The following is a 13747-nucleotide window of genomic DNA, read 5'->3' as shown; positions in this document are numbered from 1 at the left end:
ATCAGGCCTGCTGGGTAGCGGATGCCTGCAGTTCTTCCAGCAGCGTCTGCACGTGCCGGCCTGCGTCGACCTGATGGGTGGTGGCCTTGTCGATCTGGGAGATGGAGGCGCTAGTGTTGTGCACCGACTGCAGGATCTTGTCCAGCGCCATGCTGACCTGATCGCTGATGCGGCCCCCTTCGCTAACGCGCAGCACGTTCTGGTCGATCAGCCGCGCAATGCCATGCGCCACCTGGGCCGATTTCTCCGCCAGCTTGCGTACTTCGTCGGCCACTACCGAGAAGCCCAGTCCATGTTCGCCGGCGCGTGCCGCTTCCACCGCCGCATTGAACGCCAGCAGATTGGTCTGGCTGGCAATATCGCTGATGGCGCCCACCATATCGTGTACTTCCTGCGAGGATTTCTGGATTTCGTGGATGGAGGCCAGCGATTTCTCCAGCAGAGCACGGCCTTCGCGCGCCTGCTGCTCGGTGTTCTGGGCGATGCTGGCAGACTGTTCGGCGCTCATGGCGATACGGTCGATATCGTCGGCCAGCGCGTGCATGATCTTGCCGATCTCGTCGACTTTGTTGCTGACGGTTTCCTCGCGTCCTACCTGCAGGGTGATATCGGTGGCAAACTTCACTACCTTGTAGGGCTTGCCGTTCAGATCGAAGATGGGATTGTAGCTGGCCTGCAGCCAGATGGTTGCACCGTGATTGCCGAGGCGGCGGAAGCGTGCGTTCTTGAACTGGCCTTCACCCAGATCGGCCCAGAAATGGCGGTATTCCGACGATTGCACCATCTGCGCGTCGCAGAACATGCTGTGATGGCGGCCCACGATCTGTTCCAGCGTATAGCCGACACAGCGCAGGAAATTGGCATTGGCAGTCAGAATATTCCCCGTCAGATCGAATTCGATCAGGGCCTGCGAACGGTTGATGGCGGCTAGTTGCCCGGCTGCTTCGTTGCTCTGACGTTTGGCCGCACTGATGTCGGTGGCGTATTTGACGATCTTGACGGGATGGCCCACGGCATCGAGGATGGGGTTGTAGCTGGCCTGTATCCAGACGTCGTTGCCCTGCTTGTCGATGCGGCGGTATTCGCCTGCATGGATTTCACCGGCGATCAGACGGCGCCAGATTTCCTGATAGCTGCGGCTGCCCACATCGGCTGCCGAACAGAACAGGCTGTGGTGCTGGCCCACTACCTCTTCGGCACTATAGCCCATCACTTTGAGGAAGTTGTCATTGGCGCGCAGCACCTTGCCCTGCAGGTCGAATTCGACGACAGCCTGGGCCCGTTCGATGGCGGCGATCTTGCCGCTCATGTCGAGCTGGATGCGGCGGCTTTCGGTGATGTCGGTCATGATTACCAGCGTGCCCAGTCCGGCCAGCGGCAGGAACAGAGCTTTCAGCCAGTGTTCGTTAGCGTCGGCGCGGGCGTGGCGATACTCGCCTTCATGCCTTGCGCCGCCGGCCAGCTTGCGCCAGATGTCGGGCGCGTTCAGTTCGCTGTGATGGATGGCGTCGAACAGGATACTGACATGCTGCTGCAGTGCCTGCTCCTCGCGGATACCGAACACTTCCAGCGCCACGGTGTTGATGAGTTCGACCTGTCCCTCCGGGTTCAGGCGTAATACGGCACGGCTGGCGGCAAGGGCGTCAAACAGGGCATGTTCGGGCGGCGTTGCGGCGGCGTTCAGTGCTGCGGTATTGCGGATTAGCTGCGTCGTCATGGCGGTAACTTGCTCCAGTGAACTTCACGAGGGGAATATTTAATTCCATAAAGCAAGTATAATTGAATTCAACAAAAAAAACACTTTAAATATTTTATTTGTCGAAAACAGACCATTTTCGTGCAACTAACTCTTATTCGGGTCGTATTTAAGCTGCAGTTTGTAGTTTTCCGGTGCAATGGAACTTTCAAATGGATAGCGAACAAAGTTTTGCTGATCGACCATGCCGAGCTGGATCAGTAGGGTGTGGGGCAGGCGGGGCTGGCGCTTTTCCAGCACATTCACCGCGGCATTGATGGCTACCCGGGCCTGGCTGACGGCGCGCGTGTCGGCTGCGGCCGCAATGTCGCCGCTGCGGATTGCGTCGGCAATTTCGCCCGTCAGGTCGAACGCTACCAGCTTGATGCGGTTCGCCTGCCCAGCCACCTTGAGCGGCGCGATGGCAGCTGGGGCACAGCCGGTGCAGCCGATGATGTAATCGAGTTTGCTGCCGAATTTGGCCAGCATCTGGCTGGCCAGTTCGGTCTGCTCGCTAGCATCGCTATCGCCATAGCGGATATCGATGATGTTCACTTCCAGATCGGCCACCTGCGCCGCGTAGCGCGTGCCGTCGACTTCACCTTTTACCCAGCCAGCGCCGAGCGGGCCCGGCAGCAAGCCCAGATTCACGGTTTTGAGGCCCCGCTTGCGTGCATCGTCGAGCACCCAGCGGGTGGCTTGCCGGCCCATTTCACGCAGCGAGGTGGTGATCTTGATGGTCAGGTCATCACTGCGGCTGTCGTTGGCCAGTTCGAATACGGGGATGCCGGCGGCGCGCGCCTTGGCGATCGAGGCATTGTTGGCGGTCATGCCGATTGGAGAAATCACGATGGCGTCGTAACGGGCGGCAATGGCATCGTCCATCAGCTGCAGCTGGCCGGCCAGATCATCGTAGCCGCTAGCGGGCAGGATGTCGATGGCCACGCCGAGGCGGCGCGCTTCGCTGATCAGTGCCGAACTGCACGATACCCAGTAAGGATCTTTGACATGGGGGAACAGAAAAGCGATGCGCCACGGCTTGCTGGCGCGGGCTGCCATGGGGAATACGGTACGTTCCACTTTGCCGCTGGCCAGTGCATCATCGGCCGTGCCGTTGGGCTGGACCGGGCCATAGATGGCATCAACGGGGATGGGACTGTAGCGGACAGGCGTGCTCGCCGGCGGGGCGGAGTAGCTGTACGCAGCGCAGCAGAGCGTCAGGCAGAACAGCGACAAGATGCGGAGTCTGGGCATGTTGCGGTCTCGATAAGACGGACCGGAATCGGGCCCGTTCATCTTATTTTACCTGCAAGTTGCGGCAGAAATGTAAACTATAGTTTCAGTGGTGCAGGTTTCTTGCTGCGAGGCAGCTACGTGCCATGGTGGCTGCGGCACGTAGCAGGGCAGGCTGGCTTAGGCTGGCTGCTGCTCGGTCTGTTCCGGCAGCACTGGCAGTTCTTCCAGCCCCGTCCACGAGGCGGTGGCAACTTCGGTCACCAGTACTTGCACGCCTTCGCTCTGGATTTCGGCGGCAATGCGGAAGATGGCGTCGCGCACTTCGTTGACAGCTTCCTTGCCGTGATAAACATAGGTACCCGCAGGCAGTACATAGCCGCGGCCATCTTCGGCCTTGATGCCGCTGCCCACTTGATATTTGCGCAGTTCATCGGTCAGGCGCGCGATGGTGTCGGCGGCTGGCTGGGCATACGAAACGTGAATGATGTAATTAACCATAGTAGAACCTTAATTGAGGAACGAGCATGATGCGCCAAGGTTTTTACAATTGCAACCCATGCAGCGGGGCGATGGTGTAGCATGCTGGGCGGCGCGGAGCGCGTGTTTGTGCCAGGCCGGGCGCCGTCTGGTATCAGGAAGTGAGGATTTAAATTATGCAAATCAAGATTAACGAAACCCTGCGCAGCTATATCGAACCGCTGACGCAGGCTGAATATACCGCACTGGAGCAGAGTATTCTGCAGGAAGGCTGCCGCGACGCGCTGGTGTTGTGGCAGGACGTGCTGGTGGACGGGCATAACCGCTACCAGATCTGCCAGCAGCACGGCATCCCGTTCAAGGTGACGGAAAACACCAGTTTCCGTAATATGGAAGATGTCAAACTGTGGATGATCGACAACAATCTGGGTCGCCGCAGCATTTCCGACTACCAGCGCGGCGTGCTGGCGTTGCGCAAGAAAGAGATCATGGCAGCGCGTACCGCGGAGCTGGTAGCGCAGGCGGCGGCCGAAGACGCCGCCATCGCCCCGGCGGAAGGGGAGGCCGCCAAAGTGCGGGCGCCGGCCATGCCGCTGACCTCGCGCGAGGACATTGCCCGTGCGGCCAGACTGAGCAGCGCCACCATAGGCCAGATCGAGAAAATCCAGAAAACCGCTACGCCGGAACTGGTGGAGGCAGTGCGCTCCGGTACGATTTCGATTAACGCGGCAGCGACCGTGGCGACGCTGCCGGAAGCGGAACAGCTGGCTGCCGTGGCAGGCGGCAAAAAGGAATTGCAGAAGGCGGCCAAGGAGGTGCGCGAAATGCGCGCGGCGGCGCGTCCGGCCAAGGAAGCCAGGCAGGTTTCTGATACGGCCGGGGCCGAGGGCGGCGGCTATGGCCGGCCCGCCACCGAAGTGGAAGAGCTGCGGGCAGAAAACGCCGTCCTGCGCGAGAAAAATGCTGCGCTGCGCGAAGAAATCACGGCCTTGCAGAAACGTCTGTCCGAGCTGATGGGCGCTGCCTGATCATCGCTACGCCAGTTGTCTAAGCCGTTTAATTGGGGAGCTCCCTGCATGTCCTATCGCCGTCTTGCTGTTGCCCTGCTGTGTGCCACGGCATGTGCCCATACATACGCTGCCGAACCGGCGGCCATTCCGCCCGCAGCCAAGCGGGTCACGATACTGCGCGATACCTGGGGCATACCCCATGTGTACGGCAAGACGGATGCGGATGCCGTGTTCGGCCTGATGTATGCGCAGGCGGAGGACGACTTCAAGCGGGTGGAACGCAATTACATCAATGCCATGGGACGTCTGGCCGAGGTGGAGGGCGAGGGCGAACTGTACCGCGACCTGCGCATGAAGCTGTTCATCTCGCCCGAACAGCTGAAGGCCGAATACCGCCGCAGTCCGGCCTGGCTCAAGCAGCTGATGGTGGCGTTTGCCGATGGCCTCAACTACTATCTGGCCACCCATCCCACGGTCAAACCGGCGCTGATTACCCATTTCGAGCCCTGGATGGCGCTCAGTTTCAGCGAAGGCAGCATAGGCGGCGACATCGAGACGGTCGATCTCAAGCAGCTCGAAGCGCTATACCGCGACGGCGCCCGCCTGCCGCTGGCAACGCCGGATCAACTGGCGCTGGCGGCCGTGCACCGGCCAGCCGAACGCGAGCCGGGCGGTTCCAACGGCTTTGCCATTGCTCCCAGCCTGACCCGCAACGGCTATCCGCTGCTGATGATTAACCCGCACACTTCGTTCTATTTCCGTCCCGAGGTGCAGGTTAGCAGCGAGCAGGGTTTGAATGCCTACGGCGCCGTGACCTGGGGCCAGTTCTTCGTGTATCAGGGCTTTAATGACCGGCTGGGCTGGATGCATACTTCGGGCGGCGGCGATGCTATCGACGAATATCTGGAAACTGTGCGCGAGCAGAACGGCAAGTTCTACTACCGCTATGGCCAGCAGTGGCGCGCCCTCAAACCGGTCGATATTAGCGTGCCCTACCGCACCGCACAGGGCATGGCCAGCAAGGTGGTGCGCGTGTATTACAGCCACCATGGCCCCATCGTGCGGGCGGTGGATGGCAAATGGGTGGCGGTGCGCATAATGAACCAGCCGCGGCAGGCACTGACGCAGTCCTATATCCGCACCAAGGCGCGCAACTACCGCGAGTTCTACCGCGCTATGGAATTGCGCAGCAATTCGTCCAACAATACCGTGTATGCCGATGTGGATGGCAATATCGCCTATTTCCACGGCAATTACATTCCGCGCCGCGATCCCCGCTTCGACTGGAAGCATCCGGTCGATGGCAGCAATCCCGCCACCGAGTGGCATGGCCTGCACAAAGTCGGCGAGACCATACATCTGCTTAATCCGCGCACGGGCTGGATCCAGAACACCAATAACTGGCCCTACACGGCTGCAGGCGAGGCCAGCCCCAAAGCGGCCGACTATCCGGCCTATATGTCGCTGCAAGGCGAGAATGCGCGCGGCATCCATGCGCTGCGCGTCATGCAGGGACAGCGCGATGTCACCATGGATAGCCTGATCGCTGCGGCCTACGACAGCTTGCTGCCCGCCTTCGAGCCTTTGCTGCCGCAGCTGTTCGCCGCCTACGATGCGCTGGCCGACGATACGCCGCAGAAGCAGGCGCTGGCCGGCCAGATTGCAGCCCTGCGCGGCTGGAATATGCGCTACGCGCTGGACTCGGTGCCGACCTCGCTGGCCATTTTCTGGGCTCAGGACCTGAGTAACAGGTATGCGGCCGCTGCGCGGGCGCGCGAGATGCCGCTGCTCGACTACATGGAAAAGATGCTGACGCCGGCCCAGCGGCTGGCGGCGCTGGAACAGGCCAGCGCCAAGCTGGTGGCCGACTTTGGCCAGTGGCAGACGCCATGGGGCGAGATCAACCGCTTCCAGCGTCTGTCGGATGATCTGGTGCAGAATTTCGACGACAACCAGCCCAGTCTGCCGGTGCCGTTTGCTTCGGCCAACTGGGGTTCGCTGGCGGCCTATGGCATGACCAGCAAGAGCAAGACGCGGCGCATCTATGGCGAGCGCGGTAACAGTTTTGTGGCCGTCGTGGAATTCGGGCCGCAGATCCGGGCCCGTAGCGTGCTGGCTGGCGGCCAGAGTGGCGATCCGGCCTCACCGCATTTCAACGATCAGGCCGGCATGTATGTGCGGGGCGAGTTTAAAGAGATATGGTTATCTCGAAAGGACGTCGAAGCGCATCTCGAGCGGCGCTATCATCCGGGCGAGTAATTTCCTCTACCGGCTCGGCCACGGCGGGGGCCTTGATCCAGACCAGATTGCTCACCTTGTTGTTGCGCGGATTGCCGTCGCGGTGGCGCACATGGCTGTGGCCGGCAGGGTTGGGCAGGTGCGCCTCGGCCACCAGATGATGGACCAGAAACTCGCCGGTACGCTTGCCGTTGCGCAGTTTGACCTGCAGGCCGTGCGGGGTGACTTTGGGGCGCACCGCGTGGATCTTGCGGCGGCCGGCCGCGAGGATGCGGCCATCCTTGGAGACTTTGTAGAAATCGCTGCCATGCACGGGCTTGGCCGCAGCCACGCCGATCGAATAGATAGTGGCAATGGCCAGAACGCCGATCAGAATAATAAACAGTTCCATGGTGTGTAAGCCAGAGTAAGAGTTCAGTAAGAGTCCAGTAGTGGTCAGAGTACAGTACGGCAAATCCGTGACGGAATTCCCGATGGCGAGATGTTAACACTGCAGCTGGCCATGGCGTAGGGCGAATAAGCCGCCTATCTCCCCCTATATTTGCGCTTGACGGCGACGCGCAGTTTATAATCGCAGCAGACCAATAGCGCACTAGACGGGCGCATCAACCAGAACGACAGAAGGCTGCAGTGGCAAAACTCTATTTCCGCTACTCTGCGATGAACGCAGGTAAATCCACCGCCATGCTACAGGTGGCACATAATTACGAAGAGCAGGGCCAGAGCGTCCGGCTGTTCACGGCAGCGATCGATAACCGCTACGGCGTGGGCTATGTGACTTCGCGGCTGGGACCGCAGCGCGAGACGGAAGTGTTCGATGCCGAGACCAATTTTCTTGAGCGCATAGATCAGAAGATCGCCTGTCTGCTGATCGACGAGGCGCAGTTCCTCAGCACGGCGCAAGTGCAGCAGTTGCACCAGCTGGCGCAGGTGCGCGGCATACCCGTGATTACCTACGGCCTGCGCACGGATTTCCGTGGCGCGCCTTTCCCCGGTTCGGCCTATCTGCTGGCGCTGGCCGACGATATCGAAGAACTTAAAAATATCTGCACCTGCGGCAAGAAGGCCACCATGAATATCCGCGTGGACGAGCAGGGCAAGCGCATCAAGGACGGCGAGCAGATCAGCATTGGCGGCAACGAGAGCTATCGTCAGGCCTGCGGCCGCTGCTTCTATTCCGAAGTTGTCTGACGCTGGCGCACACCGGCTGATGGCGCGGGCGCAGCGGCGCGTCTATGCCTGAGCTGTCCACGCTATCGCCGGCACTGCTGGCCTCGGCATTGCTGGTGGCGCTCTGGCTGGGGCTGATCAGGGCGCTACGCCACAGCATGTATCTGCTGGCGTTGCTGAGCCTGTGCGCCACCGTGATGCATGAAGCCTGCCACTGGCTGGTGGGGCTGCTGCTGCATGCTCGCCCTGCTAGCGTTTCCCTGTGGCCGCAGCGGCAGGGGCAGCGCTGGATACTAGGCTCGGTCAGCTTCCGCAATCTACACCTAGGCAATGCTGCATTGGTGGCGCTGGCGCCACTGGCCCTGTTCCCGCTAGGCTGGCAGCTTGCGCTGCACTGGCTGCTGCCTGCGTTTCAAGCCGGGCATTATGGCCAGTGGCTGCTGGCAGCTTATGTTGTGGCCTGCTGCGCCTATGGCGGCCTGCCTTCGCTGGTAGATCTGCGGCTGGGCGCCGCCTCGGCCTTGCTGTACGCGTTGCTGCTGGCTGCGCTGTACTGGCTGGCGCACTACGCGGGCTTGCTCTAGCGGCTGCTGCTGCGGCGACCGGAATGCTGCTGTGCATGCTACATTTTTGTGCTGGCAGCCGGAAATGTTGGTTATTATTGCTGGCATGGAGACACAGGACTTATCACGGATGGGGGCATGGCTGGCAGCCGGCTGTTTGTTATGCGGTGCGGCAGCGGCGCAGACGCAGCCGGGGGTGACCTGGCTCAGTTCCTATTTTGCGCCGGTTAATGTCCCTGTTGAAGGTAAGCCGGGCAATGGCATTGCCGACAAGGTGACCGCATACATCGTGGCAAACTGGCCGGAGGCACGGCACCAGTTCGTGCGCGCCAATCCCGACCGTATCTGGCAGATGATCAGGCAGGGCAAAGCGATGTGCAGTACGGCAGCTCTGCGTACGCCGGAACGCGAGAAGCAGGCGTATTTCCGCGATGTTTTCTATTCGCCACCACCCCAGCTGATCATACGCCCCGAAGCGCTGGAGCAGGTGCGCCTGAACGAGCAGGGCCAGGTCGACCCGGCAGAACTGATGAACAACCCCGACCTGCGCGGTGTACTGGTCCGGCAGCGCGCCTACGGGCCTGCGGTGGATAAGGTGTTCAGACAGGTGGGCAACCGGCTCAATGTCGAGCAGCTAGCTGCGCCCAGCAATGGCTCGGGCATGCTGAAGATGGTTGCCCGGGGGCTGGCCGATTACATGATCGAATACGACATCACGCTGGCCTACGCTATGGTGCAGGAGCCCGCGCTGGCGCAGCTGAAGGTACTGCCTTTGAAGGGGGCGGAGAACTTCGTTGTGACGGGCATTGCCTGTCCCCGCAATGCATGGGGACTGGCCACCATCCGCAAGATCGACGCTATCCTGTCAACGCCGGAGGCGGCAGCAGTGATCATCAACGCCGAACTGGGCGGCCTGACCCCGGCCAGCGTGGCCCGTTATGGCACGCTGATACGCGACTATGTACGCCGTTCCGCCAGCGTTGATCCGCAGCGCTACAAATAGCGTCGTCCGTGCCCGCGCGGCTGCTGCATGTCCGGCTGGGCATGCAGCAGCGTGGGCACAGCCGGTCAGTGCTGGTGGCTAGCGGCCAGCGGGCGCACCACAGCTTCCACCGTGACTTTACTGCGCACGTGCTTGGCGTCTTCGATTTCCAGCGTCAGCGGCACTTTGTCGCCTTCTGCCAGTGGGCGCTGCAATTGCATCAGCATCAGGTGGTAGCCGCCCGGCATCAGCTTGACTGGCTTGCCGGCAGGCAGTTCCAGACTTTCCAGCTGGCGCATGCGCATCACATCGTTGGCCATGCTCATTTCGTGCACTTCCACCATGCCTGCGGCGGGCGAGCTGGCGGCAACCAGGCGGCTATCCTGCGTGGCACTGATGGTCATGAAGGCGCCGGTGGCTTTTTGCTGGGCTACGGTGCCGCGCACCCATGCTTCGCTGACGGTCACTTGGGCCATGGCTGGCAGGGCGGCGAGTAATAAGAGGTTAAGCAGACGTTTCATTGGAACAGTCCTTTCAGAAAATTGCTGGTAGGTTTGGTCTGGAGCAGGGTACGCAGGTCGGCAGCGCACTGTTCGGCAGTCTGTTCGTGCCGCAGTGCCAGTCGGATGGCGCCTTTGTCATCGAACACATAGGTGATGGCCGTGTGGTCCATGGTGTAGGAGCTGCCGCTAGCGACTTTGCTGTAATAGATCTTGAAGTCTTTGGCTGTACGCGCGGTCTGCGCCTTATCGCCGCGTATAGCGATAAAGCCCGGATCGAAGGCCTTCATATAGGCGTCCAGCAGGGGCGCAGTATCGCGCTCCGGATCGACAGTGGCAAACAGCACTTGCAGGCGCTGGCCATCGGCACCCAGCAGACGCTTGATTTCCACCGCCCGCGACAAGGCAGTGGGGCAGATGTCGGGGCACTGGGTAAAGCCGAAGAACAGCAGTACCAGCTTGCCGTGAAAATCCTTGATCGAAGCGGGCTTGCCATTAGTGTAGGACAGGCTGATGTCCGGGCCGAGACTGCTGCCCGTGATGTCGATGCCGCTGAGCCTGGGCGCAGCAGCCAGAGCGGGCGTAGGCAGGGCGGCCAGCGACAGGGCGGCCACGCTAGCCGTGGCCAGCACGTTTAAAACGGTACGGCGATGCATAAGTATCCTGAAAAACGTAGGGGGAAGGCTGCAAGGCGCAGCCAGCGGTAGGACGAACTTCAGGACAGGGCAGGCGGAGCGCGCGGCTGGGCCGGATGCCAGTGCGCTGCTGCAGCGACGCTGGCGTAAACGGGATCGGGACGGAGTGCCTTGCCTACCGGCAGGGTGGCTAGCTGCTGTGGAGCAGCAGGCGGGGCCGAGGCATCGCTGGCGGAAGCACAGGACAGGCAGTGCTTGAGACTGTGGGCGCTCCCCGGCGCTTTGGCCGGCGACGGGCTGCGGCAGATATCGGCGGCCCAAGGGCTGGCGTCTGCGCTGAGGCTGGCGCTGGCCCAGACGGGGACGAACAATTGCAGCAAGATCGCCAGACAGACGATCAGGCTGGTGGTTTGCCGCCGCTTCAGAAATGCACCCATGTGCCGATTATAGGACATTTCGGTATTTCCTTTCAGCCAGCTTTAAGCCGCCACAGTAACACTGCAATCTGGCACTGCCTAGCGCTGCCCTATCCTGTAGAATGGAATAGCAGTTATCCGCGCTGCGCATAACCGCTGCGCTTAACCGATTAATATGAGATTGCAAATTTAGTTCCGGAGTAAGCTGATGAAGAAGCAAATGCTGTTGGTCGCCATACTGGCGGCGCTGTCCGTGCAAGTGGGCGCTGCCGTGCCGGAGAAAACCGCCGCCGATACCGTGATCAAGCCGCAGCCGGGCCAGACCCAGGCGGCGCTGTGGGCCTCGCGCGTGCTGGGCAAGCTGCATTACAAGCCCATGCCGCTGGACGACGCCATGTCGGAAAAGATCTTCGACCGCTACTTCAAGTCGCTTGATTCGGAAAAACTGTTCTTTACTCAGGCTGATCTGGACCAGTACAGCATCGTCCGCACCCGCCTCGATGACGCCATCCTTGGCGAAAATCTCAGCGTACCGTTCGCCATCTACAACCTTTACCAGCAGCGCTTTAACGAACGCATCAGCTATGCGCGCGAACTGCTCAAGAGCAAATTCGATTTTTCTTCCGATGAAAGCTACCAGTACGACCGCGAGAAGGCCGAGTGGGTGAAAAGCGATGGCGAACTCAAGGAATTGTGGCGCAAGCGCGTAAAGAACGACTGGCTGCGCCTGAAACTGGCGGGCAAGGACGACAAGAGCATCCGCGAGACGCTCGATAAGCGCTACGAGAACTACATCACCCGCTCGCGCAAGCTGACCAATGAAGACGTGTTCCAGATCTTCATGAATGCCTATGCCATGTCGATCGAGCCGCACACCAATTATCTGGGCCCGCGCGCATCGGAAAACTTCGATATCGCCATGCGTCTGTCGCTGGAAGGCATAGGCTGCGTGCTGCAGACGCGTGACGAATACACGGTGGTGCGCGAGGTGGTGCCCGGTAGTCCGGCTGGCCTGTCCGGCAAGATCAAGGTGGGCGACCGCATCTTCGGCGTGGCCAAGGATGATAAAAGCCCGATGACGGAAGTGCTGGGCTGGCGTATCGATGATGTGGTGGCGCTGATCCGCGGGCCGAAAGATACGACCGTGCGGCTCGATATCCTGCCGGCCGATGCCGGTGTGGATGGCAAGCACACCACCGTGGCGCTGGTGCGCAAGAAGATCAGCATGGAAGAACAGTCGGCCAAGAAGTCGATATACGAAGTCAAGGATGGCGCGACCAAGCGCCGGGTGGGCGTGATCTCGCTGCCGACCTTCTATCAGGACTTCGAAGCGCGCCGCAAAGGTGATCCCGACTACAAGAGCGCCACCCGCGATGTGGCGCGTCTGCTGGCCGAGCTGAAGAAGGAAAAAGTCGACAACGTGCTGATCGATCTGCGCAACAATGGCGGCGGCTCGCTCAGCGAAGCGGTGGAACTGACCGGCCTGTTCATCGATAAAGGTCCGGTGGTGCAGCAGCGTACCGCCGATAACAAGGTGGAAGTGGAGAGCGATACCAATGCCGGCATGGCATGGGACGGCCCGATGGGCGTGCTGGTCAACCGCGGTTCGGCCTCGGCCTCGGAGATTTTTGCTGCCGCCATACAGGATTACGGCCGTGGCGTGATCATCGGCGAACCTAGCTTCGGCAAGGGCACGGTACAGACCATCTTCGCGCTCGACCGTTTCGCCCCGAACGAGAAAGTGCATTATGGCGAGCTGAAGATGACCATTGCCCAGTTCTTCCGCATCAACGGCGGGACTACCCAGTTGCGCGGCGTTACGCCTGACATCAAGCTGCCCACCATGGGCGATTCCGATACCTTTGGCGAATCGAGTTTCGATAATGCGCTGCCATGGGTAAGCATCAAGCCGGCCGTCTACATTCCGGTGGGCGACCTCAAGGAAATGCTGCCGGTGCTGGACAAGAAGCACGAGGCCCGCGTCGCCAAGGATAAAGACTTCCAGTATCTGTCCGAGGACATTGCACTGGTCAAAAAACAGCGCAAGGACAACCTGATTTCGCTCAACGAAGCGGTGCGCCGCAAGGAACGCGAGACGCAGGATGCCCGTGCCAAGCTGCGTGAAGCACGTCTGCTGTCGCCTATCCCCGGCGCTGACGATCCTATCCTGATTCCGGATGCCAAGGAACTGGCCAAACAGGCCGCGGCTGCCAAGGCAGGTAATGGCAAGACGGCGGCGACCAAGGTGGCTGCTGTGAAGGGGGCGTTGCGCACCGATGACGGCCTGCAAGGCGACGAGCGTTCGCTGACGGCGGAGCTGGATGCGGAAAAAGCCGCTAAGGCTGCCAAAGACGTGCTGCTCAACGAAGCCGTGCATATCCTGGCCGATGAAGTGAGCCTGTTGAAGACGGATACGCGCATGGCTTCGCGGGTACTGCCGTATGCGGCGGACAGCGTCAAATAAGCAAGAGCTTGACTTGATGCTAAGAAACTTGGCGCGCAATGACGCGCCAGTTCCGGCAGATATTCACCAAATATATTTCAGGCATTATCAATAAAAATTGGAAATATATTCTGCCATGGAGCATCATCCAGCTGTCTCCTCTATTCTCCTCCAAGGAAATAGATTCAGCCCGCTCCCGTAGCGGGCTTTTTTTTGGTTCTTCACGGATTACCGGGAAACGCAGCTTTGATTTTCAAGAAGAAGAATGCGCTGTCTCTGTAGCCGTAGGCAATCCGTTTCATGACCTTAATGCGATTGTTTATCCCTTCGAGCTGCCCCGTA

Annotated in this window: 14 protein-coding genes; 6 read left to right on the top strand and 8 right to left on the bottom strand. The window is 60.4% G+C overall.

The window, feature by feature from the left end:
• Window position 1: 1 nt before the first annotated feature.
• From GTP27_RS00070 to GTP27_RS00060, 3 genes are all read right to left on the bottom strand, one after another.
• Window positions 2-1717: a methyl-accepting chemotaxis protein gene (locus GTP27_RS00070; RefSeq protein ID WP_161037166.1), complete on the bottom strand. Its 1716-nt coding sequence runs from the start codon at window positions 1715-1717 to the stop codon at window positions 2-4.
• Between the two features lie 126 nt (window positions 1718-1843).
• Complete coding sequence (torT, locus tag GTP27_RS00065) at window positions 1844-2989, bottom strand: TMAO reductase system periplasmic protein TorT (RefSeq protein WP_161037165.1); 1146 nt, start codon at window positions 2987-2989, stop codon at window positions 1844-1846.
• Between the two features lie 159 nt (window positions 2990-3148).
• On the bottom strand, window positions 3149-3469 hold the full coding sequence (locus GTP27_RS00060; RefSeq protein ID WP_161037164.1) for a hypothetical protein: 321 nt from the start codon (window positions 3467-3469) through the stop codon (window positions 3149-3151).
• 155 nt (window positions 3470-3624) lie between these two features.
• Between GTP27_RS00060 and GTP27_RS00055 the strand changes: the two genes are divergently transcribed.
• Together GTP27_RS00055 and GTP27_RS00050 are read left to right on the top strand one after the other, a co-directional pair.
• Window positions 3625-4476 (top strand): hypothetical protein, encoded by an 852-nt coding sequence (locus GTP27_RS00055; protein ID WP_161037163.1) that lies wholly within the window; start codon window positions 3625-3627, stop codon window positions 4474-4476.
• A gap of 48 nt (window positions 4477-4524) precedes the next feature.
• Entirely contained in the window at window positions 4525-6717 is a 2193-nt protein-coding gene (locus tag GTP27_RS00050; RefSeq protein ID WP_161037162.1) for a penicillin acylase family protein, read from the top strand.
• Here the strand turns inward: GTP27_RS00050 and GTP27_RS00045 are convergent.
• Complete coding sequence (locus GTP27_RS00045) at window positions 6647-7087, bottom strand: HNH endonuclease (RefSeq protein WP_161037161.1); 441 nt, start codon at window positions 7085-7087, stop codon at window positions 6647-6649. The genes GTP27_RS00050 and GTP27_RS00045 overlap by 71 nt on opposite strands.
• Window positions 7088-7326: 239 nt before the next feature.
• On the opposite strand from GTP27_RS00045, the gene GTP27_RS00040 reads away from it, so the two are divergent.
• The 3 genes from GTP27_RS00040 (at window position 7327) to GTP27_RS00030 (ending at window position 9432) form a co-directional block, all read left to right on the top strand.
• A complete protein-coding gene (locus tag GTP27_RS00040; protein ID WP_161037160.1) occupies window positions 7327-7887 on the top strand; it encodes a thymidine kinase in 561 nt (186 codons plus the stop codon).
• A gap of 44 nt (window positions 7888-7931) precedes the next feature.
• A complete protein-coding gene (locus GTP27_RS00035) occupies window positions 7932-8450 on the top strand; it encodes a hypothetical protein (RefSeq protein WP_161037159.1) in 519 nt (172 codons plus the stop codon).
• 109 nt (window positions 8451-8559) lie between these two features.
• Window positions 8560-9432: a TIGR02285 family protein gene (locus tag GTP27_RS00030; protein ID WP_161037158.1), complete on the top strand. Its 873-nt coding sequence runs from the start codon at window positions 8560-8562 to the stop codon at window positions 9430-9432.
• Window positions 9433-9497: 65 nt separating this feature from the next.
• Here GTP27_RS00030 and GTP27_RS00025 read toward each other — a convergent pair whose 3' ends face one another.
• From GTP27_RS00025 to GTP27_RS00015, 3 genes are read right to left on the bottom strand one after another with little or no spacing between them, the layout of a single operon-like run.
• On the bottom strand, window positions 9498-9932 hold the full coding sequence (locus GTP27_RS00025) for a copper chaperone PCu(A)C (RefSeq protein ID WP_161037157.1): 435 nt from the start codon (window positions 9930-9932) through the stop codon (window positions 9498-9500).
• Entirely contained in the window at window positions 9929-10567 is a 639-nt protein-coding gene (locus GTP27_RS00020) for an SCO family protein (protein WP_161037156.1), read from the bottom strand. Before GTP27_RS00020 ends, GTP27_RS00025 begins: the two co-directional genes overlap by 4 nt.
• Window positions 10568-10626: 59 nt before the next feature.
• Window positions 10627-11001 (bottom strand): DUF2946 family protein, encoded by a 375-nt coding sequence (locus GTP27_RS00015; protein WP_161037155.1) that lies wholly within the window; start codon window positions 10999-11001, stop codon window positions 10627-10629.
• A gap of 169 nt (window positions 11002-11170) precedes the next feature.
• On the opposite strand from GTP27_RS00015, the gene GTP27_RS00010 reads away from it, so the two are divergent.
• Window positions 11171-13426 carry a carboxy terminal-processing peptidase gene (locus tag GTP27_RS00010; protein ID WP_161037154.1) on the top strand — a complete coding sequence of 752 codons (2256 nt, stop codon included), beginning with the start codon at window positions 11171-11173 and terminating at the stop codon, window positions 13424-13426.
• Between the two features lie 200 nt (window positions 13427-13626).
• Here the strand turns inward: GTP27_RS00010 and GTP27_RS00005 are convergent.
• Window positions 13627-13747: transposase (locus tag GTP27_RS00005; protein WP_161037153.1), on the bottom strand; the 121-nt coding region annotated here is incomplete at its 5' end.

This window comes from Duganella qianjiadongensis, from assembly GCF_009857915.1.
Lineage (GTDB): Bacteria > Pseudomonadota > Gammaproteobacteria > Burkholderiales > Burkholderiaceae_D > Rugamonas > Rugamonas qianjiadongensis.
The sequence above is the reverse complement of the archived record's forward strand: the minus strand, read 5'-3'. Positions and strand labels throughout refer to the sequence as shown.

Coding starts and splice junctions, on each gene's coding strand:
- GTP27_RS00070 (WP_161037166.1), bottom strand. CDS start 1,717: ATGACGACGCAGCTAATCCGCAATACCGCAGCACTGAACGCCGCCGCA.
- torT (WP_161037165.1), bottom strand. CDS start 2,989: ATGCCCAGACTCCGCATCTTGTCGCTGTTCTGCCTGACGCTCTGCTGC.
- GTP27_RS00060 (WP_161037164.1), bottom strand. CDS start 3,469: ATGGTTAATTACATCATTCACGTTTCGTATGCCCAGCCAGCCGCCGAC.
- GTP27_RS00055 (WP_161037163.1), top strand. CDS start 3,625: ATGCAAATCAAGATTAACGAAACCCTGCGCAGCTATATCGAACCGCTG.
- GTP27_RS00050 (WP_161037162.1), top strand. CDS start 4,525: ATGTCCTATCGCCGTCTTGCTGTTGCCCTGCTGTGTGCCACGGCATGT.
- GTP27_RS00045 (WP_161037161.1), bottom strand. CDS start 7,087: ATGGAACTGTTTATTATTCTGATCGGCGTTCTGGCCATTGCCACTATC.
- GTP27_RS00035 (WP_161037159.1), top strand. CDS start 7,932: ATGCCTGAGCTGTCCACGCTATCGCCGGCACTGCTGGCCTCGGCATTG.
- GTP27_RS00030 (WP_161037158.1), top strand. CDS start 8,560: ATGGGGGCATGGCTGGCAGCCGGCTGTTTGTTATGCGGTGCGGCAGCG.
- GTP27_RS00025 (WP_161037157.1), bottom strand. CDS start 9,932: ATGAAACGTCTGCTTAACCTCTTATTACTCGCCGCCCTGCCAGCCATG.
- GTP27_RS00020 (WP_161037156.1), bottom strand. CDS start 10,567: ATGCATCGCCGTACCGTTTTAAACGTGCTGGCCACGGCTAGCGTGGCC.
- GTP27_RS00015 (WP_161037155.1), bottom strand. CDS start 11,001: ATGTCCTATAATCGGCACATGGGTGCATTTCTGAAGCGGCGGCAAACC.
- GTP27_RS00010 (WP_161037154.1), top strand. CDS start 11,171: ATGAAGAAGCAAATGCTGTTGGTCGCCATACTGGCGGCGCTGTCCGTG.